Origin of the sequence: Deinococcus fonticola (genome assembly GCF_004634215.1) — a bacterium.
Classification (GTDB): domain Bacteria; phylum Deinococcota; class Deinococci; order Deinococcales; family Deinococcaceae; genus Deinococcus; species Deinococcus fonticola.
The window spans coordinates 1-19,644 of sequence record NZ_SMMH01000044.1 but is presented as its reverse complement, the minus strand read 5'-3'; the positions used below and the strand labels follow the sequence as shown (position 1 = coordinate 19,644).

The following is a 19,644-nucleotide window of genomic DNA, read 5'->3' as shown; positions in this document are numbered from 1 at the left end:
TTGCGGAAACTCCACCGCAAATGTGGCCGTCAGACCGTTCCCTGGGCAGGAAGAGAAAGCCAATGTTGTACCCTTGACCTGAGCCGAGTCTCTACTCGAAATCGTCCAACTTTTGGGGCCAGCCCAGTCGCTGTGCCGAATACGGATGGCCCGCTTGATGCCCTGACGTCGCAGGAACCGGAACCACTCCGCACCGATGAACTCGCGATCGGCCACGAGGCCCAGCCAGCGTTTCGCTGGCAAGGCCTGAAGGAGCTTCAACACCAGCCACATTCGAGCATAGGTATGGCTGCCCCCAGACTCATCAAGTGGTACCCAGATCAGCGGCAGGGTAAAGCCGTGAACCACAGCGCCAAGAACAAAAAAGTTGATCGTGGTCTCGCCATGTTCCCAGTTGGTTCGATCCAAACTCAGCAAGACTTTTCCTGGTGGGAGATGGACGACGAGCAGAGCGATGAAAAAGCTCGGCTGCTGATCCCGGAAGGTTCGATCTGCCCGTCTTTTCTTCGCCTGCGGGGTACTGACGCCGGGCAGGTGGGCACTCAAGTCGTGATGATTGACGCTTCTGGAGACAATCATCGCCAGAAGCACGTCGATCAGGCGCTGGAGTGTGTCGATTCGGAGGTCACTGGCGTGCGCTTTGAAGTGCCAGGTGAGTGCGGTAGCCTGCTGAGCAGCGCCCCTCTGTTGATTTCACACTCCCAGAAGACCGCGAACAGTCGCCCCCATCAAGCTTGATGGGGGCGACTGTTGGTTCTTCCCGTCTGGGACGCTAGCGAACTGAAGTTGTCACCTACTGAGGTACTGGCCAGTTGTTGTCTCGGCAGTCTTGCTGAACTCAAAAAGCTGCTCCGATCAGCCTGGCAAAAAATCCGGTATCGGGAGTTGCCAGCAAAACTCCTGGGGTTGACCGAGCAGTTTCCGACTTAACACGTTATCTATAAGTTGCCAGAACCCTGCCAGACAGGTTGGAGATTTCCTCTTCGGTGCGGTCCAGGTCGGGTTTGAGGCGGGTGCAGGCGTAGTGCAAGGTCTGCGGCAGTGTGCTGTAGCTCCCGCGTGGCCCCAGCGTAAGCGCCAGCACTTCGGGAATGGTGGCGGGGTCGTAATCGCGCTCCGCGAGAAGCTGATACAGGTGCAAACTCAGTTCGTCCAGCAGTTCCAGGGCGTCGCCGTGGGTCTGTATGGGGCGGGCGGCGAGGGCACTTAGCGTGTCATTCACAGCGCCCCCAGCGCCACGATGTATCCGATGCGGATGCGCTCTTCCTCGCCACCTTCCAAGAATTTGGCTTCCAGATAGGGTGTGGAACCCGTGCGGTCAATCTTCAGTGGCTTGAAGTTGGCGACGCGCAATCGGCCTTTACTGACCGTGCCGTACCAGTCGTTGCCGCGTTTTTCCTCGTGGTAGCGCAGCCTGACGTTTTGCCCCGCCGCAATAATGCCTTCCAGATATTCGCGCTTTTTGCGGGTATCGCTGATGACAACTAGGTCGGCGTCGGCGTCTTTGGGCGTCCGGAACTGGCTGGTGGTCGGCAGGCCCAGTTCAGACAGCGCGGCCTGCAACTGGGCCTCTTTGGCGGCCGTCACGGTGTACAGTTCGGCGCTCAGCGCGGTGCCCAGCAGCCCAGCCAGGCGCGGCAAACGGGCCAGGGCGCTGGCCTGCGGGTGCTGAAACAATGTCACGGCGCTCAGGGCCGGCGCGGGGGTGCGGCCCGTCCAGATGCCCAGTTGCAGCCGTACCTCTTCGGGCAGCTTGCCTACGGTACGCGCTTCCACGTCCCCCAGCAGGCCGCCGGGGTAGGTCTGGCCCTCGGCGGGGGGCACAAAGCGGTATTTCTCCTTGCCCACCTGTTTCACCCGCCCCGACAGCAAGGCGCGCCCCAGCAGATCGAGCGGCGCGGTCAGGATAAATTCGCCCGACGCGCTGAATTTCAGGGTTTCTTTGGGCGCGTCGGCGTAATTCAGGACAGAGACGCCCACGGGCGGTTTTTTGCCTGCATCCAATAACAAATACGTTTCGCCCACCGCCTGTCCGCCTTTTTGCAGCGCGGCGTCACGCTTTCCACGTGAGGGATATTCCAGTAAAGTCGCGCCCTGGTGCAACACCAGACGGTCACGGCGGGCGGCCCAGTCCTCTATGCTGCGGCGCATGGCGGGCGAGAGCGGCGTGGCGGAACCCTCTTCCAGGCCTGCGAGTAGGTCGGGCAGCGCCAACCCCTGCTCCAGCGCCGCGTACACGCTGCTGCGGGTCAGGCGGTACACGGCGGTCTGGGCGTCAAACCGTACGGCTTCGGCGGCTGCCAGCATGGGCAACTGCTGCTCAGTCAGTTGCGCGGGATACACCAGCAGTTCAAAGTTGGGCTGCAAGACCCAGGCGGGGCCACCGCTGGGGGGCGTGTCGTCCGGGGTCAGACGGTGGGCAATGATGACGGTGTCTTTGCCTTCGCCTTCTACCGTCACCTTGCCCAGCAGGGTAAACAGGCCGCGCAACACACCGTCCAGCCAGTCGTTCCAGGCCGCGCCGCGCTTGTCAGACAGTTCGGTCACGCGGCCCCACGCCATCTGTGCGCCGAAAGCCAGCACCTGACTGGGCAAAATCTTTTCCAGCCATGTTTTCAGGTCGCTTTCGCGCACGGGCCTGTCCCATTCGTTCAGCAGCGCGAGCAGGCAGGCCCGGACGGTGTAGGGGTTGATGGCTCCAAATTTTGCGTCCTCTGGGGTGTCCAGCGCGGGCAACGCCGAATCCAGGCCCGATTGAACAGCGTAGGCGGGAAAGCTCCGCAGCATCTCCACCCCCACCTTCAGCGGTACGAGGCGCTCGCCGTTGCTGTCGGGAACCAGCAGACCCAGCAGCATCGCCAGCCCCAGCCAGGTTTCGGGTTCCGTCAGGCCGCCCAGCTCCCTCAGCAGCCGCTTGAGGTCATTTTTGGCTGGTTGTCCCGCTTTGGTCAGCCCCACGCCGCCGATACTCTGCACCGCCCGCACGATTTCCAGCAGTTGCAAGCGGGCCAGCGTGACGGGCAGGCTGGAGGTGGTGGCTTTGGCCTCGGTGGGGGGCGGCAGGGGCGCGGCAGGGCGGGCGTCATCGGGCAGGCGCGAGAGCAGGCGCGGGTCAGCCAGCACGGTTTGCGGCGGAGCCGAATCCAGGCGCCACTCGGTACGTCTGTAGTACGAATAATCGCCGGACAGCCAGGGATTCGGCACGTTGCTCGGAAACAGCAGGCCGTCCGCCAGCAGGCTCCAGACCAGACTGGCGGCCTCCCACTGCGCGGGTTGGTAGTCCTTAAAGAGGTAGCCAGCAGTCAAGCTCAGGTTTTGCTTGGGCAGTGGCAGGTCACGCAGCCGCGCAAAGGTAAACAGTTCCCAGCTGCTGACCAGACCACCGCGCCGCCTGAGTTCCTGGAGCAGCAGCAGTTCCGTGGGATGCAGGCGGGCAATCAGTTTGTCAACTTCGGCAGGAGTATTCAGCGTTTCCCGAATCAGGCGGGAGGCATCGTTCAGGCCCGTGACTTTACTTGCGCCACTGATACGCCGCGCCACCTTGAGCGCGTGGTGGTTGCCCAGCATATCGGTATACTTGTCCAGCCGAAAATCCGCGACCAATGGGTGAAATTCACTGAAATCAGGCGCGGGCCGCGAGAGTGTCTTCTTCAAGGGCTGGGGCTTCTTCACGCCTCCACCACCTTGGGCGTGTGGCCCGCCCTACGCAGGGCGTCCAGCACGGCTTTTTCACTGCCCTTTGCCAGCAGCGCCACGGTCGGAGAAAGGCGCGTGAGGAGATGCGGCGCAAGTTTGCTGTCCAGCAGCAGCACGTCCAGGTCGGTGGCGTCCTGCACTTCCAGCAGGCTGACGGGGCGGTGCGCGGTCACGTCCGACACACCAAAATCAGTCAGTTGCAGTGGCCGGGAAGCGCTAGCGGGAGCTTTGGCTTCTGCCTTCTTCTTGGATGGGCGACCCCGTTTTTTGGGCGCGGGCGAGTCGTTACGCATAGGCTTTATCCTACTTTCTCTTCGTCCAGAATACGGTAGCTGTAGCCCTGCTCGGCCAGAAAAAGCTGGCGGTGGTGGGCGAAATCCTCCTCGCTGGTTTCGCGGGTGACCAGCGTGTAAAAGTGTGCCCCGCGCCCATCCGCCTTGGGCCGTAAGAGTCGCCCCAGCCGCTGCGCCTCCTCCTGACGGCTGCCGAATGCGCCTGAGACTTGCACCAATACCTCGGCATCGGGCAGGTCAAGGGCAAAATTGCCCACTTTTGACAAAATCAGCGTCTTTAAGCGGCCTTCCCGAAAAGCCTGAAAGAGGCGTTCGCGCTCGGCCTGCGGGGTTTTGCCCGTAATGACTGGGGCTTCGGTGTCCTGACCCATCAGTTCCAACTGGTCAAGGTACTGCCCGATAATCAGGGTGGGCTGGCCCGCGTGTTGCCGCAGCAGCTGGGCCAGCACGCGCCGTTTGGCGGGGTTTTCGGCGGCGATGCGGTGTTTGTCGCGATCTGGGGCGGTGGCGTAGCTCAGGCGTTCCTCGGGGGGCAAGCGCAAACGCACTTCGGCGCAGTCGGCCTCGGCAATCCAGCCCGCTGCTTCCAGGGTTTTCCAGGGTTGGTCGTAGCGCTTGGGGCCAATCAGCGCAAACACGTCGCCCTCGCGCCCGTCTTCCCGGATCAGGGTGGCGGTCAGCCCCAGGCGGCGGCGGGCCTGCACCTCGGCCGTCAGGCGAAACACGGGCGCGGGCAGCAGGTGAACCTCGTCGTAGATAATCAGGCCCCATTCGGACGCGCCAATCAGCGCCATGTGCGGGTAAGCGCCTTCGTCGCTGCTCTGGCTACCGCGTTTGCGGTGGGTGAGCATCTGGTAGGTGCAGAGCGTGACGGGCGCAAGGTCTTTGCCCGGCGCGTATTCGCGCACGTCGTCGGGCGAAAGCTGGGTTTTTTGCAGAATCTCGCGCCGCCACTGGTTGACGCTGGTGCGGTTGGTGGTCAGCACCAGCGTGCGCTGCCCCACCAGGCTCATGGCGGTGATGCCCACCACCGTTTTTCCTGCGCCAGGAGCCAGTACCACCACGCCTGAGCCGCCGCGTTCGCTACCCGCCTGGTAGAAGGCTTCGGCGGCTTCACGCTGGTAGTCGCGCACGTCCAGGCTGGGGGCCAGCGCCACCGCGAAAGCGTCCCCCTCAGCGTAGCCTGCGCGGTCATCCACAGGCCAGCCGACTTCAATGAGGGCCTGTTTCAGCACGCCACGGTGCGCGGGCGGCACGGCAAACACCCTCTCCGAGAGCCGGTCACCCAGCAGCGGGGCCACCGCCTTGTGGCGCGAGAGTTCGGTCAACAGCGCCCCGTCGCTCTCGGTAGTAATCAGCAGCAGGCCGTTGTCAAACTGCTCCAGTGTGAGCCGTCCCCAGCGGCCCGCCAGTTCGCGAATGTCGGTTTCCACGTTGGCAGGCAGCGGAAATTTAGCGTACTGCGTGAGGGCTGCCACCATCTCCTCTGGCCCGAGGCCCGTGCTGGCGGCGTTCCAGAGTGACAGCGGCGTCACGCGGTAGGTGTGCAGATGTTCAGGGCTGCTGACCAGTTCGGCAAAAGGTGCAAGCGCGGCGCGGGCCTGCTCTGCCAGCGGGTTAAACGCCTCCAGAAACACGCTGCGGTCGGCTTGAACAATCAGGGGATTAGCGGGATTCATCCCTTTAGCTTAGTGGGTTGACCCCTTTGTGCGTAGACGCAGTTAAGGACTGCGTCCATCACACTGAGGTGTCACATGGGAACACAGCGCCGAATTCAAACGCCAGGCTATTCAACTCGCCACGCAACCAGATCACACGGTGGACGAGATCGCCCGCGATCTCGGCATAGGACGCTCCACCCTGAGCTACTGGATTCGCATGGCAATACTGACCTTGCCCCTGATTTCGGTGCCAGTCTGATTGCAAATCCAGCAGCACACTTGGAGGCGCATGAAAGGCAAACGGTACACGGAGCAGCAGATTCTGGACATCCTCGGCCAGCTTGAGGCGGGGACGCCGATCAGTGATCTGACGCGACTCCATGGAGTCGCGATGACGACCATCTATCGCTGGAAGGTCAAGTACGGCGGCATGACCAAAGACGAGACTCGGAAATTCCGCCAATTGGAAGCCGAAAACCAGCGACTCAAGAAGCTGGTGGCCGATCTGTCGCTCGACAACGCCATGCTGAAGGAGGTGCCCCTGTCGAAAGTGGTGACGCCTGGGACGACGTCCCAGGCGCAGACGCCTATGTCGACGATCTGGTGGCGGGCATTGAGCGCGACGCCAACCGTGCCCTCGGGAAGCTCAAGGGAGGCGCGGCGGACATCCGCGTCGGTGCCGAGCAGGACATCGCCGACATCAACAAGCGCGAGCGCGAAGGCGTGGCGCAGGTGGCCGGCGACCCGCAGGCCGTCGCACGCATCAAGGCCGCCGCGGCCAGGTTGCGCCAGACGCGTGGGCAGGAGCTTGAGCAGGATCTGGAGCAGTACCGCAAGAGCGAGCAGAAGAAGAGCCAGGACGCCGTCAAGGAGTCCCGTGACCGCGCCCGCGCGGTGGCCGACACCACCCTGAAGGCCGAGCAGGAGCTTGCCTCTGCCCGCTCGGCTCTGCTCTCCAGCGCCCGCGAGCAGGAGCTGCGCGACGCCGGCCAGGACGAGGCCCGCAAGCTGGCGGTCGTCCAGAAGTACAGCAAGGCCTCCCTGGATGCCAGGCTGGGCGAGATCAACACTGCCTACCGTCAGGGCAAGCTCAAGCGCCAGCAGGAGCTCAACGACGCCCTGAACCAGCCCGGCGTCACCCGGGGCGAGCGCGACCAGCTCACCAGTGCCTACCGCCGGGACTTGCAGGCCATGGCGGGCAGGTACGCCGCCGACGTGGCCGGCGCCAACAGGGAGGCCAGCACCGCCCTCAAGGACCAGGAGAAGGCCGCACGCGAGCAGCAGGCGAGCCTCGCCCTGGGAAGAGTCGAGCTGGCCAAGGCTCGCGTCGAGGCCAACCTTGCTGATGCCAGGACGGCCGCGCAGGCTGCGGTGGCCCGGCAGAGCCTGATCGGACTGTTCAAGCAGGAGTTGGTTCTGAAGCAAGGCATCCTTGCGGCAACCAACCAGACCGAGGACCCGGCCGGCTACCTGAGCAAGCAGAAGGACGTGCTGGCTGCACAGGTGGCCATCGCCGAGGCCGAGCGTCAGGACCGGGCCGAGCGCCTGCGCGTGCCCGTCGAGGAGCTGGAGCTGGTCAAGGCCCGCGCTGCTGCCGCTGCCGATGAGGCCACCACCTACCAGCAGTCCGCCGCCGCGAGGCAGGCTGGCCTGGCTGCCCTTCAGCGTGAGCTGGAAGTGCGGCAGGCGCTGGCACGCGAAGCTGGCACCAACGGCACCGACGCCGAGAAGCGCGAGGCCGAGAAGGCCATCATCGCCGCTCGCAAGGCCCTGCTGGATGCCGAGCAGGCTGACCGTGCCGAGCGCATGCGCCTGGCCAGCGAGGAGCAGGGGCGCTACCGCAGTGCCGCCGAGTTCCAGCGCAGTCTGACCGTCAACGCCCAGTTGCGCGAGAGCCTCGAGGCGAGCATCCGCGCCTCGCTCGCGGTCGAGGCCGAGCAGTACACCAGGATGGCCGCCTCGGCCCGCACTGAAGCGGAGCGGGCCCAGTATCTGGACAAGGCCGCCGAGCTGCAGCGGAACATCGCCAGCAGCACCGAGGAGAGCCGCAAGGCCCGCCTCGAGGAACTGGGGGCGCTCCGTGACCAGCAGGCCACCCAGCTGGAGCTGGCGCTCTCGACTGCCACGGCCGCCAACGATCGCAGGAAGGCCAGGCTGGCCCTGGTTCAGGACGCCCAGCAGCAGGTCGCCTACTACGCCGAGCTGGAGGCGCTCTACCGCTCGCAGGGGCGGGCTCAGACCGAGATCAACGCTGCCGTGAACGGGCGCACTGCCGCAGAGCAGCGCATCCGGGACCTGTCGCGCGATCAGGTGGAGGATCAGAAGCAGCTGCTGCAGGCCAGCCGCGACCTGACCGAGAAGACCGCCGAGCTGCGGAAGACCTGGCAGGACGCCCTGGACACCAGCGCCAGCCGCCGCGCCGCCGATGCCCTCGAGCGCGTCAATGCCAGCTTCAGCAAGCTCAAGGCCACCACGACCGCCTACCGCACCGCCATGAAGAGCACCAACGGCGAGATGAAGGTCGCAGAGGCAGAGACGGAAGGCGTGAGCCAGGCCATCGAGAACCAGAGCAAGGCCATCAGCGACGCCCAGCAGGCGCTCGAAGGCCTGCGCAGCGAGTGGGAGGCCCAGAAGAGCGCGGTCGACAGCCTGAACAGCAGCCTAAACACCTTCGCGCAAGCGAGCAAGGATCAGGCCACGCTGGACAGGATCGCCCAACGCGCTCAGCAGCAGTACACCGAGAGCCTCAGGGCTGCCCAGGACGCCCGCGCCAGGTACGGCGCTGGATCGCCTGAGTACGCCGCTGCTGTCGACCTGAGCGCCAAGGCGTTCCAGGCAGCCAGCGGAGCCATCAAGGCGGCTGCGGACAACCAGGCAGCCGGCGTCGAGACCGCGGCCAAGCGCCAGCAGTCCGCCTACCAGCGGCAGGCTGAGGCGATGGGCACCGTCCCCGAGACCATGCGCAAGACCCAGGAAGCCCAGCAAGCCGCCTACCAGCGGCGGGCCGAGAAGGTCAAGCAGAACGCCGAAGACCTGGCCCAGACCCTCTCCCGTCAAGGCCTGGGGCTCGACCTGACCGGCGCACTGGCTGTTGCCGAACAGCGGAGCGCAGGCCTGAAGGGGCAGGTGAGGTCGGCGAGTGACGCCTTCGCGCAGCTGCTCGAGAAGGACCCCGGTGCCCTGACCATCAAGGTCGACCCGGCTCTGCGCGACCAGATGCACAGCGTCGCGGTCGCGTTCGGTGCCCAGGCGGCGCAGAGCATGCTGGACGAGCTGAGCCGCCAGCGCCTGAGTGTGGAGCGGGCGGCCGTCACGGCGGCTGGAGCAGCTGCACCGACCATCATGACCAACAACACCATCGTCATCAACAGCGTCAGCCAGCCCGCGCCCGCGAGGGTGGCCGGAGCGGTCGGGACCATCCTCGACTGTGCCCAGCGCAAGGGGCTGAAGACGGCCGCGAAGGGAGGCTGAAGTGGCAAGGCTCGACAACAACCTCAAGGTAGACGGCGCCTGGTTCACCTGGGCACCGCTGATGCGCCTCGGCGGAAGCGAGGGTGGCGTGACCATTCGGCGCACCCTCAACGGCAAGATGGTCGCGGTCGCCCTGCCTAACCAGGGGCCCGGCCTGCTCGAGTGCGACGGGGGCGGGGAGCTGATCCACACGAAGGATGCGATCCGCATCTACAACCTGTGGTCAACGCGTGCCGAGTTCGCCATCGAGGCGCAGGGCGTGCTGCCGGACGGTCAGGGCATCAAGGCCGAGCGCTGCATGATCGTCGACAAGCCGGAGCTGACCTACGCCACGGACGGCGAGCGGGAGGGCACCGAGTACCAGTTCACCATCACCATCCTGTACTGAGGAGGTCCACATGCCCTACCTGCTTGAGCTGCAGTCTGAGCCCCGCGAGCTGGAGATCATCAGCTTCAGCCTGAGCTATCCCGAGGATGGAAGCCGCGCGACCGGTACGGTGCTGCTCGCTGGCGATCAGCGGGCGCACGCCAGCGCGCGCGACCTGTACATCAACGCGACCGTCACGTACGGCGACAAGAACTACACCCGCCGTCGCGGCCCCTACCGCGCAGTGGGCACCTACACCTACGACCCCCAGACCGGAGACACCAGCCTGCCGATCATCCAGCAGGGCAACCCCGTCGCTGCCGACTTCGTGCCGCTGGTCGGGCACTCTGTCAGCGAGAACCTCGACCGCAACTGGCCCGGCCTCGAAGGCAAGGATCGCCTGCCCGCCTGGCTTCTGGCCGCTCCTGTGGACGTGCCGCTGGACGCCGCCCTCAACTTCACCGAGCGCTCAGCATACTTCGAGTACCTGCTCGGCGGCTTCGGCTACAGCGTGGCAGAGACGGAGACCGGCGGGTGGGTGCTGGTCGGAGGCGCACTGGCCGACGAGCTGGCGGCCGACCTGCCCTTCGAGCAGAACGCGGAGAGCCGCGACACCCTCTCGGTCCCAGGCCTGATCTACGTCAGGGGCCAGGAGGAGAAGAGCGCCACGCCGCCGCCCGAGACCGAGGAGCAGATCAAGCGCCGCACCCGCGTCCAGGCCATCCTGGCGCAGGCCGTCCAGCAGGGCCGTGTCAGCCGCGAGGAGCAGTAAGAGCTCGCGGCAGACGACCGCTGGGAGACCACCGAGACGACCGACGACATCCAGGCCGACGAGGTGGGCTACCAGGAGGTGCGCGAGTGGAAGGAGAAGCAGGCCCACTGCGAGGTGCAGGCCGGGCGCGAGACGACCAGCGTGCGGCCCATCCACATCGTCGCCGATGATGGCAAGGTCACCGAGCTGAAGGCCCGCACTCGCGACTACAGCAACACCGACTACAGCTACGGCATGCTCGGCACCAGGCGCGTGAGCACGGGCAGCAAGGCCATCACCGAGACCAGCAGCGAGATCGTCGGCACCCCGCCGGTGCTTGACCCGCCGCTTGACCTCAGCGTCTATGCCAGCCGCACCACCGTCACCAGCCGCAAGACCTGGACCGAGGGCGGCTGGGCGCGGATGCTGAGCGTGACGACCGTTCAGGACACCCTGAAGGACGGCGCGGTCATCTACAGCCGTACCACCACCGACATCACGACCTGGAAGCGGAACCGGCGCGGTGGCTGGAGCACCGTGCTGGAACACAACGAGCCAGTGGAAGTGCCCGTGTACGGCGACGACGGCGGCGTCAGCTACTACGTCACCATTCCGCACACCAGCAGGAAGGAGACCCCGGACGCCGGGCCGCCGGAGATGGCGCCCCAGAGCGACGACGGCCTGCGGAACCTCGCGGGCACTTCAGGAGGCGAGGCGAGCTTCACCACCACGCCCGAGGTCATGATCTTCACCACCATGAGCGGCCCGGCCGAGACGATCACGTTCGACTGGCTCAGGGGCATCCAGGCCGTCACGCAGGCATCTGGGCTGGTGCAGCAGCTGCGCGGAGGACCGAGGCGCACCCAGCAGCGTACCTACTTCGTTCCTACCGCGCTCGACCGTGGCGGCGCGATCACGGGCGTCACCGTCACCGCCAACGCCGAGGATCTGGAGGCGCCATACAAAGAGGAGCACACGCTCACATGGACAGAGTGACCGGCGTCGTCTTCGAGCGGCTCGCCGGGCTGCTCTTCAAGGTCGCCTGCGACGACGGCAGGACGATCATCGGCAAGTACGACGTCGACCTGGCGCTTGGCACCGAGGTGACCGCGTTCGACATGGGGGGTGGCAGATGGGGACTGATGGTGACCGCTGCTGCATAGACTGCTGCGACCCGTGCCAGACGGAGTGCACGCCGACCGAGCACTACGTTGTCGAGCGCATCGTCGGCGGCTTCATCGACGAGCGGGGCCGCCGCTACCAGGCGCCTGGCGACTTTGGACTGGGAGAAACGACCCTGGTCGGCTGCCATGGCGAGGTGCCGCCCGGACGCCAGCCGCAGCAGCTCATGCCCGTGCCGACCTTCAGGCGGCGCAGGCTGCGCGCGAGCAGGCCCCGCCCTTTCACCATGCCGCACATCAGGAAGTGGCCGGTGCGGCACCCCGAGTTTCGTATCGGCACCACGATCCGGGACATCAGCGAGTCAGGCGCCGGGGAGGCCGGGCTCGGGCAGCGCGGCAACTGGATACCCACAGGCAGCAACACCGTGCGCTACCTGCAGGTCATTCCCGCTTACCGCACCGGCCCCGGCAACAGCTGGCCGGGCGCTGACGGCAACCACTACGGCACCGTGTGGCTGAAGGCGCTCGGCTGGCGCGTCGTCGCGCTCGAGGTGGAGGGCACGGGGGAGGATCACCTGCAGCACGCCGTCATCGCCGAGCAGGGCGGCACCACTGACACCTACCTGCTGAACCTGAGCGCAACGGCAAGCGGCGCGGACGACAACCAGGTCATCATCAGCGACCTGGGCCTGGCGTACAACGGCGGCCCCCTCCCCGACACCGGGCTGCCGGGCATCGCTGCGGCCGAGCCGACCCTCGGGTACGCGGTCGAGCTGCTCGAGGCGGGCTGGCGCATCCACCTGCGCCTCGAGTTCGAGAACGCCAGCTGGCACTTCGGCAATGACGGGCAGGCCAGCGTGTCCCTGCGGATCGAGCAGGCGACCATCGCCACCGACATCGACCTGGACGGCAATGTCATCGGTTCCACGATGGAACCGCGAGTCTACCTCGCCACCTGCAACGTCACGACCGCCAGACCCACCCCGCCCCCCGGCTACCTCGCCGTGCGGGATGGCCGGCTGGCGCGCGTGCAGGCCTGGCTGGACGAGCTGGAGGCGCCGGACGCCGACCTGACGACCGCGCTCCCGGACGTCACCCGGGACAAGGTCAAGGTCGCGGGGCCCTCGCAGAAGATCGGCAGCAACATCTGGCGGGTACCCGTCGAGAGCGTCCGGCCGCTGCTCTTCGCAGGTGAGCTCGGCAGCGTGACGCCCACCGTGAACGGCCGCAAGCTGATCAGCTATGACGCCAGCGCAGTCTGGCTGCAGAGCGCGGCCGACCCGACCCTTGATGCAGCCGGCCAGCCACTGACCGAGTTGCCCGCCAGCAACCCCGGCTACCCCTCGCGCAGGCGTTACGGCGTGCGGCAGCGGGAGGCCGCGCCCGTCATGGCCTACTGGGCGACCCAGGCGCGCGAGCTGGTGCAGTTGCAGCCCAGCACAGCAACCCTGACCGACCTGACCAGCTTCACCCAGACGGCAGGCGACCTGAGCGAACCGTGGTACGAGGCGATCGGGAACGCGGGCGACGGCTACTGGCAGCTCCAGTTCCAGCTGCCGACCACGGGCTGGGACATGTGGTGCCTGATGGTCGTGGAGGCGAAGAGCACCGCCGTCACGGCGTACCAACAGGCAGAGACGCAGATCAGAACCAATCTGACGCAGGGAGCAGAGACCGTCGCGCAGGCCGGCGAGTGGCACCTGCTGACGGGCTACCCGCCGCAGACCCTGACCGTCAACTACCTGCCCGCCAGGGGCAAGGGGCTGACTGGCCTCACCCTGATCCTCGCCAGAACCCCAGCCGACGTCAGCACCTAAGGAGGCAAGCATGCTACCCATCACCAACCTGCCAGAGCGGCAACCGATGCGGCTCTACAGAGGGGACACCCCCTACCTGCACTACCCGCTGACGCTGGACGACCAGCCGCTCACGCCCGAGCAGCAGGCCGCCCTGGCAGCGGGCACCTACACCCTGCAGTTCCGTCGCAGCCCCAGCAGCAACACGACAACCGCGTTCGCGACCTTCCTGCGCCTGATCGACAGCACCGACCCGGAGACCGGCCTGACCGGCTTCGGGCCCCTGTTCAAGCTCACGGCACCCGAGGCCGCCAAGCTCCCCCTGGTCTGCTACGCCGATCTGCAAGTGACCTTCGAGACGCCAGACGGCCCTGACGTGCAGACATGGATAAGGTTCGACGTCTCGGTCGAAGGAGACGTGACCCGATGAGCAACAAGATCAGTATCCCCATCAACCTCACCAGCGTCATCGTCAAGGCGGATGGTGCCGTGCGCGTCGTGGCGGGCGTCCCCGGCCCGCGCGGCTTCAAGGGTGACCCTGGCGACCTCAGCACCGCCATCTTCCCAGGTCGCGGCACCTACGGCCCCAACACCGTCACCAACACGCTGAACGCGATCATCGACCGCAAAACCGAGGACAGCGACATGCCCGACCTGACCATCGTCTTCAACAACACCCTCAGCAAGGGAGGCAACCTATGAGCGTTCAGAGTCAGACCACCAACCTCGCCATCCGCACCGCCACCGAGTTCAACGTCGCCTACACGCGCATCAAGAGCATCAACGACCTGATCGGGAACGCCGGGCAGCTCACGACCCGCGCGACCAGCACGCTCGTCGCTGCCCTGAACGGCCTACAGACCGACCTGAGCGCGCTGCAGACCGCGCAGCAGAACGCGACCAGCATCTCTGACGGCACCACCGGCGGCACCACTACCTGGAGCAGCCAGAAGACCCAGGACATGATCAACGCGGCCATCGCGGCGCTGGTCAACGGTGCGCCGACCGCGCTGGACACCCTGAAGGAGTTGGCAGACCAGCTCGCGAACGACCAGACCAGCCTGGGCAGCATCCTGGCGGCGCTGGATAAGCGTGTGCGCGTCGATGCCGCCCAGGGCTTCACGGCGCTCGAGCAGGCGCAGGGGCGGGCCAACATCGGCGCGTACGGCGCTGGCGAGATCGGTAACCCGGATCACGACTTCGTGACTGACTTCAACAACGCCCTGACCCAGGCCTGAGGAGGTGACGTATGACGCTTGAACAACGCATCACCCTCGCTCTGCAGCGCGTCGGGGCCGCCATCCGTGAGCGCATGGTGCCGGCTGGCGGCAGCACCGGTCAGGTGCTGGCGAAGCAGAACGGTGACGACTTCAGCTACAGCTGGGTCACCCCCGGCACCGGCAGCCAGGAGGTGCGCCTGTCGATGATGGCAGGGAGCGACTTCCTGCCCGCCGAACGGCTCGGCGCAGACGTGCCTTACCGCATGATAGGGCCCGTCGCGCAGGCCACCAGCAGCACCCTGCGCTACAGCCGGGTCGTGGTGCCCCTCAGGAAGGCCGCGCTGGGTGGAGAGACCATCCGGCTGGCCGTGACCGAGGTGGTGGGCGGCAGCACCAACGGCAACGTGCTGCTGACCATGGACGCCGTGCTGGTCGCGGGCCAGACCACGGTGACGTTTGAGGGACCGTTCAGTGTGCCGGCGGGCCACTGGTACGCGTTCATGGTGGGCAGCATCAACGGGGCGGTAAGCTCACAGGTGAGCTTCTTCTATGGGGCTAATGACTCGTACGCCCCGCCCCACAACACCACCATGGTAGCCCTCAGCGACGAGGTGCTGATCGCGGGCGGCACAGCGCTGAGCATGACCCCGCGCACCGGCTACAGCCGCATCGTGCTGCTGTACGGCGCGAGCGTGACCAAGGGGATCGTCGGCCCCCTCGACCCCCTTGACTTCCCGGTCGTGGGCGCTGTGGGCGCGGTGCCGAAAGGCGGTTCGGCGCTGGTGAACGACGGCACGGCGACCAGCCCGGTTCAGGCCTTCCGGCGGGCAGACAACACGCTCAGCTACGGCCCGGTGATGACCAGCAGCCCCGGCTACCAGGTGCCCAGCGGCGGGAACACCAACCAGGCGCTGATCAAGAGCAACAACACCTCAGGAGATTTCAGGTGGGGCTCCCTGAACAGCGGCGACCTGATCAGTGGGCTGCCGGGCACGAGCTGGGGCTTGAGCGGCGGTTACGGCATGACCGCGTACGACAGCAACACTGCGGCCGCAACGGCAGTAAAGGCCATCAGCATGCCGGGCTCAGCAACCGTCCGCTCCGGCTTCATGCGCATCATCTTCACCACGGCGTTCTCCGCAGACACGCAGGTCTGGGTGCGCATCTACGCCAGCCAGGGCGCGGCGCAGAACGACTGGCTGCTCAACCCGGGAGACGCGGCCAGACCGACCCTAGCGAGCGGCAGCCTGATCTACGAGGAGATGCTGACTGCCTCGCACCAGGCGTTCAGCGCTGCCTTCGCCACTGCCAGTAACACCGCAGCCAAGAATCTCTACGTCAGCTGTCGCATCATGACCGGGCCCGCGACCATGAGCGGGTACTACACCGGCCACACCTTCGGCGCCCTGGCCTTCTGAGCTGCACACACAAGGAGCCCCAGATGAACCTGATCAACTACGCCAACAACCTCGCAGGTAGCCCCCTGCACCCGCTCGTGCGCGCGCAGCTCACCCGGAGCGCCGCGCAGATCGCCGGAGACACCGGCAGCACCCTGAGCCACAAGGCCTGGGCGGTCAACGCGCTCCGCTACCTCGACGACGGAGACGCGCGCCTGGCCGTCGCGGTCGTCCTGACCAACCCTACCATCGCTGCGACGGTCGACGAGGGCGGCCTCCCGAGCGACAGCGACCTGGAGTACGTCATCATCAACAGCGTTCTGCCGCTCATCCTGCCGGCCTGATCCGCTCTCCGCCAGGTGCCGCCTCTTCCCGGGGCGGCGCTTCTTCATGCCACAGGAGGTGCGCATGCTCGCAACCCTCATTCTCGCCACCGCACTCACCGTCGGGGGGGCGCCCGACCCTACTCCGCAGGCCGTCAAGTGTCGCCCCGCGCTGGAGGTCGTCGGACGCAAAACGCTCGGCCCCACCGGCAGTGACCTGGGGCAGGAGCGCGTCATCGTGACCGCCCGCCCCGGATGCCCCACCCAGCTGGTGCGCCTGCGCACCCGCAACGGCGGCATCGTCCCACCGCTCGGCTACTGGCGCATCGGCGGCGGCTACCCCCTGCGCCTGAGCTACTGGGTGCTGCGCGGCGCCCGGGCAGAGTGGCGGGCCGCTCCCAACGTGTGGATGCCCATCCCCACGGAGGTTCTCTGATGAGCGCCTTCCTGGCCTTCATCAGCGGATGCGGACTGACACGCACCCAGGCCAGCGCTGCGCACATCATGCTCGCGCTGGCCATCTACATGCTGCTGCCTATCGAACGACCCGTGCTGTGGGTGCTGGAGGAGTGGGGCTCTGACGGCGAGGTCATGGTGCCGGGCGTCGCCTGGGCCGCCGTGTTCGCTGGCATCGGCCTGGGCATCCTGGCCTCGAAGGGCAGGCGCTCACTGGCCACCTGCACCATCCTGGCCGCCGTGGTCATCGCCATCGTCGCGGCGGCGGGCGTGCTCACCCAGGGCGTCAGCGCCAAACTGCCTATCCTCGCGGTGCTCATGCTGCACATCATCGGCAGCGCCCGGGACGCCATGACGCGCCCGCATGATCCGACTCGGAGGTCGCGATGAGCCTGCCCCCGAACGACATCATGCTCATCGTCAGCGGCAGCGTCGCGGCGCTCGGTACGCTGTGGGCAACGTTCGGCAAGCCGCGCCAGGACAGCGCCGCCGCCCTGCAGGAGCGCATTCAAACCATGCTCAAAGAACAAAGCCAGGCCCTGGAGACCCGCCTGGCCGCGCTGGAGGCAGAGAGAGACAACCTGGAGACCCGGCTGGAGGCCGTGGAACGCGAGCTCAACGACATGCGCTATGACCTGCGCACCTGGCAAGATTATGGCCGCGACGTCATCGCCGGGAGGTTCGCCAGCCTCGACCAGGCTGTAGCACGCGCGCGCGAGCTGCTCAGCCGGGTCACGCCACCTGGCCCCACCCCCTAACCCTCACCAACGGAGGTCAACATGAGCAACTTCGACTTCGCCGCGGCCATTGCGACTCGCCCTGCCGGTGACACCCGCGAGCAGCTCGTGGCGGCATACGGCGACCCCCTCGCCGGTTCGCGATCGGGTAGCCAGAAGGGGTGGTTCGAGCCCTCGGACACCTACCGCACAGGTCGGCTGGTGCGCATCGCCACCGCCGACCTGCCCGGCTTCCCGGACTACCCCGGGCAGAAAACCACCTCAATCACTCTCAACCGCGCGGTCGAGCCAGTGTTCCGTGCCACCTGGGCCGAGCTGGTGCGCCGCGGCCTCAACACCCGCCTGCGAACCTACGACGGTTCTCTGGCCTGTCGGCACATGGGGCACGACGTTCGGCGTCCGATCAGCGTGCACGCCTACGGGGCAGCGATCGACTTCGACGCGCGCTGGAACGGTTACGGCGTGCCGCTGGAGAGGATGGGCATCGACCGCGAGGTGGTGCGCTGCTTCGAGGAGTGCGGCTGGGAGTGGGGTGGACGCTGGGCCGATCCCTATGAGGACGGCATGCACTTCCAGTGGACCGACCCGCTCGCGGGCGTTCGGCAGGCCGAGTGGCGCGACGCCATGGCTCGCCCCCAGGGGCCGGTCATCCCGGCCAACTGGGTGCAGGTGCGCGACGCCGCGACCGGCAAGCCGATCCCGGGCCAGTGGGTCAGTTCGCAACGGCGCGCGGACGGCAGCATCATCCCGTTCCAGGTGCAGCGTGACCGCCTGATCGCTGCGGGGGTGCGGTGATGGGGAGCATGACCCCGCAGCTGCTGTCCCTGGCCGTCATGTGCCTTACCATCGTGCAGTTCGTGAAGGCCGCCCTGGGGCTAGATCGCGAGTGGCCCCGCGAGCGTGAGCGCTACCGCCGGCCCGCGCTGCTGTTCATCTCGGCCGCGGTCGGGGTCGCCTGTGCCCTGGGAACCATGGCCCCCGACGCCAACCCGCTGCCGAACTTCCCATCAGTGCCCGTGCAGGTGGTGCTAGGAATCATCGCGGGGCTGATGGCAAGCGGGGGATGGGAGGCTGTCAAGCAGCTGCAGGATCGCGGCATCGCCCGGCGCGCTGAGCTGCCTGGCCCGGAGCTCAGCGTTCACCCCACTGTGGTCGTCCAACCCGTGCCCGTCGAACCCGAGCCGTACTCCGCAGAGATGACCACAGCAGGTGAGCCGCCGACTTCCATCTTCGACATCATTCCCGGCTATGAACCGGTAGACCCCACAGGAGGTGCATCATGACCGTCAACATCCCCAGCCTGCCGCAGAACGCTGATCCCCGCGTCATCGCCGCCCTGGAGGCCGCCCGCGCCCGCGCCGCCGCGAGGGGCAAGGCCGACGTGGCTGCCGTGCTGGCAGAGACAAAACGCGCCCTGCCCGAGGCAACCGCTCACGTCAGCAAGATCAGGGCCCAGAGCGCCGAAGCCCCCGCGTCTGCGCCCGCCCCCAGCCCCGACCAGGAGGCCGCCGCGGCGCAGGCCTGGGTCGAGGCCACTCTGGCGAGCTGGAGGGCCGAGTTCGAGAAGGTGCTAGCCGACGGGAAAGTGAGCGCCGGCGAGGCCCTGGCCCTGCTGCCCGTCATCGCCAAGAGCGTCGCGGAGAGTGCGCCCTTGCTGAAGGGGGAGACGGCCCGCGCCCTGGTCATAGGCGCCTTCAGTTACTTCTGGAACACTGAGGTCGTGAAGCGCCTGCCGCCCCTCAACGTCGGGCCGTTCGCCGTCCCAGCCGCCATCTACGCGCCTATCGCGTATAAGCTGGCGGTGCAGGGGCTGGAGATCGCCTACCAGAAGCTCGTCAGAGCCGCCGCCAGCAAGTGACCCTCAACGGCGCCCGCGCGTAGCTCTACGTGCATCTCGGTTCCCTGCGCCCTACCATGAGGCTGTCGCAGAAGGGGGGCAGGGGAACACAGACGCTCTCCAGCTAGACCGCCCCGCCTCAGCCGGTGAGCTGGGCGGGGCGGCTTTTTGCGCCCCTGTGGATGTATCAGGTGATACAGTTCTTGGCATGACCACAGCCCGACTGAGGCCCGACCAGCGGGCGCTTCACTATGGAGATAACCTGATCGTGTTGCGAGATCAGATCAACGACGAGAGCGTTGATCTGATCTACCTCGACCCACCCTTTAACAGCAACGTCAACTACAACGTGACCTTCCGAGATCAGGACGACCATGACGATACTGCCCAGGTGGAGTGAACCCCAAAACGCGGACAGAGGAGCAAGGCATGTCGCCCCGGTCAGCCCGTAGGCTGATCAACAGATGGAGGGAGACCGACCATGCCCGGACGACTACACAGCCGCGAATTCAAGCTCG

24 protein-coding genes and 1 pseudogene are annotated in these 19,644 nt (G+C 66.5%); 20 read left to right on the top strand and 5 right to left on the bottom strand.

Features of this window, described 5'->3' with window-relative positions:
• Nucleotides 1–546 (bottom strand): transposase (locus tag E5Z01_RS17375; RefSeq protein WP_338069168.1); only part of this gene is annotated, 546 nt, incomplete at its 3' end.
• On the opposite strand from E5Z01_RS17375, the gene E5Z01_RS20110 reads away from it, so the two are divergent.
• Nucleotides 436–738, top strand: coding sequence for a hypothetical protein (locus tag E5Z01_RS20110; protein WP_240738540.1), 303 nt, complete (start codon nt 436–438; stop codon nt 736–738). The genes E5Z01_RS17375 and E5Z01_RS20110 overlap by 111 nt on opposite strands.
• 196 nt (nt 739–934) lie before the next feature.
• Here the strand turns inward: E5Z01_RS20110 and E5Z01_RS17370 are convergent, their stop codons facing one another.
• From E5Z01_RS17370 to E5Z01_RS17355, 4 genes are read right to left on the bottom strand one after another with little or no spacing between them, the layout of a single operon-like run.
• A complete protein-coding gene (locus E5Z01_RS17370; protein WP_240738539.1) occupies nt 935–1,222 on the bottom strand; it encodes a hypothetical protein in 288 nt (95 codons plus the stop codon).
• A complete protein-coding gene (locus E5Z01_RS17365) occupies nt 1,219–3,672 on the bottom strand; it encodes a helicase-associated domain-containing protein (protein ID WP_135230514.1) in 2,454 nt (817 codons plus the stop codon). Before E5Z01_RS17365 ends, E5Z01_RS17370 begins: the two co-directional genes overlap by 4 nt.
• Nucleotides 3,669–3,989 (bottom strand): hypothetical protein, encoded by a 321-nt coding sequence (locus tag E5Z01_RS17360; RefSeq protein WP_135230513.1) that lies wholly within the window; start codon nt 3,987–3,989, stop codon nt 3,669–3,671. Before E5Z01_RS17360 ends, E5Z01_RS17365 begins: the two co-directional genes overlap by 4 nt.
• 5 nt (nt 3,990–3,994) lie before the next feature.
• Nucleotides 3,995–5,668, bottom strand: coding sequence for a DNA repair helicase XPB (locus tag E5Z01_RS17355; RefSeq protein ID WP_135230512.1), 1,674 nt, complete (start codon nt 5,666–5,668; stop codon nt 3,995–3,997).
• Nucleotides 5,669–5,939: 271 nt separating this feature from the next.
• Between E5Z01_RS17355 and E5Z01_RS20405 the strand changes: the two are divergent.
• The 19 genes and pseudogenes from E5Z01_RS20405 to E5Z01_RS17260 form a co-directional block, all read left to right on the top strand.
• Nucleotides 5,940–6,128: pseudogene (locus E5Z01_RS20405) on the top strand (transposase); the annotation flags it as partial.
• A 125-nt stretch (nt 6,129–6,253) separates the two neighbouring features.
• Nucleotides 6,254–9,121 (top strand): hypothetical protein, encoded by a 2,868-nt coding sequence (locus tag E5Z01_RS20100; RefSeq protein ID WP_240738537.1) that lies wholly within the window; start codon nt 6,254–6,256, stop codon nt 9,119–9,121.
• Nucleotide 9,122: 1 nt separating this feature from the next.
• Nucleotides 9,123–9,509 (top strand): hypothetical protein, encoded by a 387-nt coding sequence (locus E5Z01_RS17340; RefSeq protein ID WP_135230510.1) that lies wholly within the window; start codon nt 9,123–9,125, stop codon nt 9,507–9,509.
• A gap of 10 nt (nt 9,510–9,519) precedes the next feature.
• Nucleotides 9,520–10,260: a hypothetical protein gene (locus E5Z01_RS17335; protein WP_135230509.1), complete on the top strand. Its 741-nt coding sequence runs from the start codon at nt 9,520–9,522 to the stop codon at nt 10,258–10,260.
• Nucleotides 10,261–10,338: 78 nt separating this feature from the next.
• Nucleotides 10,339–11,235, top strand: a complete 897-nt coding sequence (locus tag E5Z01_RS17330) for a hypothetical protein (RefSeq protein ID WP_135230508.1) — start codon at nt 10,339–10,341, stop codon at nt 11,233–11,235.
• Nucleotides 11,223–11,402 (top strand): hypothetical protein, encoded by a 180-nt coding sequence (locus E5Z01_RS17325; protein WP_135230507.1) that lies wholly within the window; start codon nt 11,223–11,225, stop codon nt 11,400–11,402. Before E5Z01_RS17330 ends, E5Z01_RS17325 begins: the two co-directional genes overlap by 13 nt.
• Nucleotides 11,403–11,647: 245 nt before the next feature.
• On the top strand, nt 11,648–13,177 hold the full coding sequence (locus tag E5Z01_RS17320; protein WP_135230506.1) for a hypothetical protein: 1,530 nt from the start codon (nt 11,648–11,650) through the stop codon (nt 13,175–13,177).
• Between the two features lie 46 nt (nt 13,178–13,223).
• Nucleotides 13,224–13,586, top strand: coding sequence for a hypothetical protein (locus E5Z01_RS17315; RefSeq protein WP_135230505.1), 363 nt, complete (start codon nt 13,224–13,226; stop codon nt 13,584–13,586).
• On the top strand, nt 13,583–13,858 hold the full coding sequence (locus E5Z01_RS17310) for a hypothetical protein (RefSeq protein WP_135230504.1): 276 nt from the start codon (nt 13,583–13,585) through the stop codon (nt 13,856–13,858). The genes E5Z01_RS17315 and E5Z01_RS17310 overlap by 4 nt, the downstream gene beginning before the upstream one ends.
• Nucleotides 13,855–14,394 carry a hypothetical protein gene (locus tag E5Z01_RS17305; protein ID WP_240738536.1) on the top strand — a complete coding sequence of 180 codons (540 nt, stop codon included), beginning with the start codon at nt 13,855–13,857 and terminating at the stop codon, nt 14,392–14,394. The genes E5Z01_RS17310 and E5Z01_RS17305 overlap by 4 nt, the downstream gene beginning before the upstream one ends.
• An 11-nt stretch (nt 14,395–14,405) precedes the next feature.
• The gene (locus E5Z01_RS17300) at nt 14,406–15,794 is read left to right on the top strand and encodes a hypothetical protein (RefSeq protein WP_135230503.1); all 1,389 of its coding nucleotides are present in this window, start codon (nt 14,406–14,408) and stop codon (nt 15,792–15,794) included.
• A gap of 23 nt (nt 15,795–15,817) precedes the next feature.
• A complete protein-coding gene (locus E5Z01_RS17295; protein WP_135230502.1) occupies nt 15,818–16,117 on the top strand; it encodes a hypothetical protein in 300 nt (99 codons plus the stop codon).
• A 64-nt stretch (nt 16,118–16,181) separates the two neighbouring features.
• Complete coding sequence (locus E5Z01_RS17290) at nt 16,182–16,532, top strand: hypothetical protein (protein WP_135230501.1); 351 nt, start codon at nt 16,182–16,184, stop codon at nt 16,530–16,532.
• Nucleotides 16,532–16,942: a hypothetical protein gene (locus E5Z01_RS17285; RefSeq protein ID WP_135230500.1), complete on the top strand. Its 411-nt coding sequence runs from the start codon at nt 16,532–16,534 to the stop codon at nt 16,940–16,942. The genes E5Z01_RS17290 and E5Z01_RS17285 overlap by 1 nt, the downstream gene beginning before the upstream one ends.
• Nucleotides 16,939–17,310, top strand: a complete 372-nt coding sequence (locus E5Z01_RS17280; RefSeq protein WP_135230499.1) for a hypothetical protein — start codon at nt 16,939–16,941, stop codon at nt 17,308–17,310. The genes E5Z01_RS17285 and E5Z01_RS17280 overlap by 4 nt, the downstream gene beginning before the upstream one ends.
• A 21-nt stretch (nt 17,311–17,331) precedes the next feature.
• Nucleotides 17,332–18,084: a M15 family metallopeptidase gene (locus E5Z01_RS17275; RefSeq protein WP_135230498.1), complete on the top strand. Its 753-nt coding sequence runs from the start codon at nt 17,332–17,334 to the stop codon at nt 18,082–18,084.
• Complete coding sequence (locus tag E5Z01_RS17270; protein WP_135230497.1) at nt 18,084–18,572, top strand: hypothetical protein; 489 nt, start codon at nt 18,084–18,086, stop codon at nt 18,570–18,572. Before E5Z01_RS17275 ends, E5Z01_RS17270 begins: the two co-directional genes overlap by 1 nt.
• On the top strand, nt 18,569–19,147 hold the full coding sequence (locus E5Z01_RS17265; protein WP_135230496.1) for a hypothetical protein: 579 nt from the start codon (nt 18,569–18,571) through the stop codon (nt 19,145–19,147). The genes E5Z01_RS17270 and E5Z01_RS17265 overlap by 4 nt, the downstream gene beginning before the upstream one ends.
• Nucleotides 19,148–19,334: 187 nt before the next feature.
• Nucleotides 19,335–19,526, top strand: coding sequence for a class I SAM-dependent methyltransferase (locus E5Z01_RS17260; RefSeq protein ID WP_135230495.1), 192 nt, complete (start codon nt 19,335–19,337; stop codon nt 19,524–19,526).
• Nucleotides 19,527–19,644: the final 118 nt, after the last annotated feature.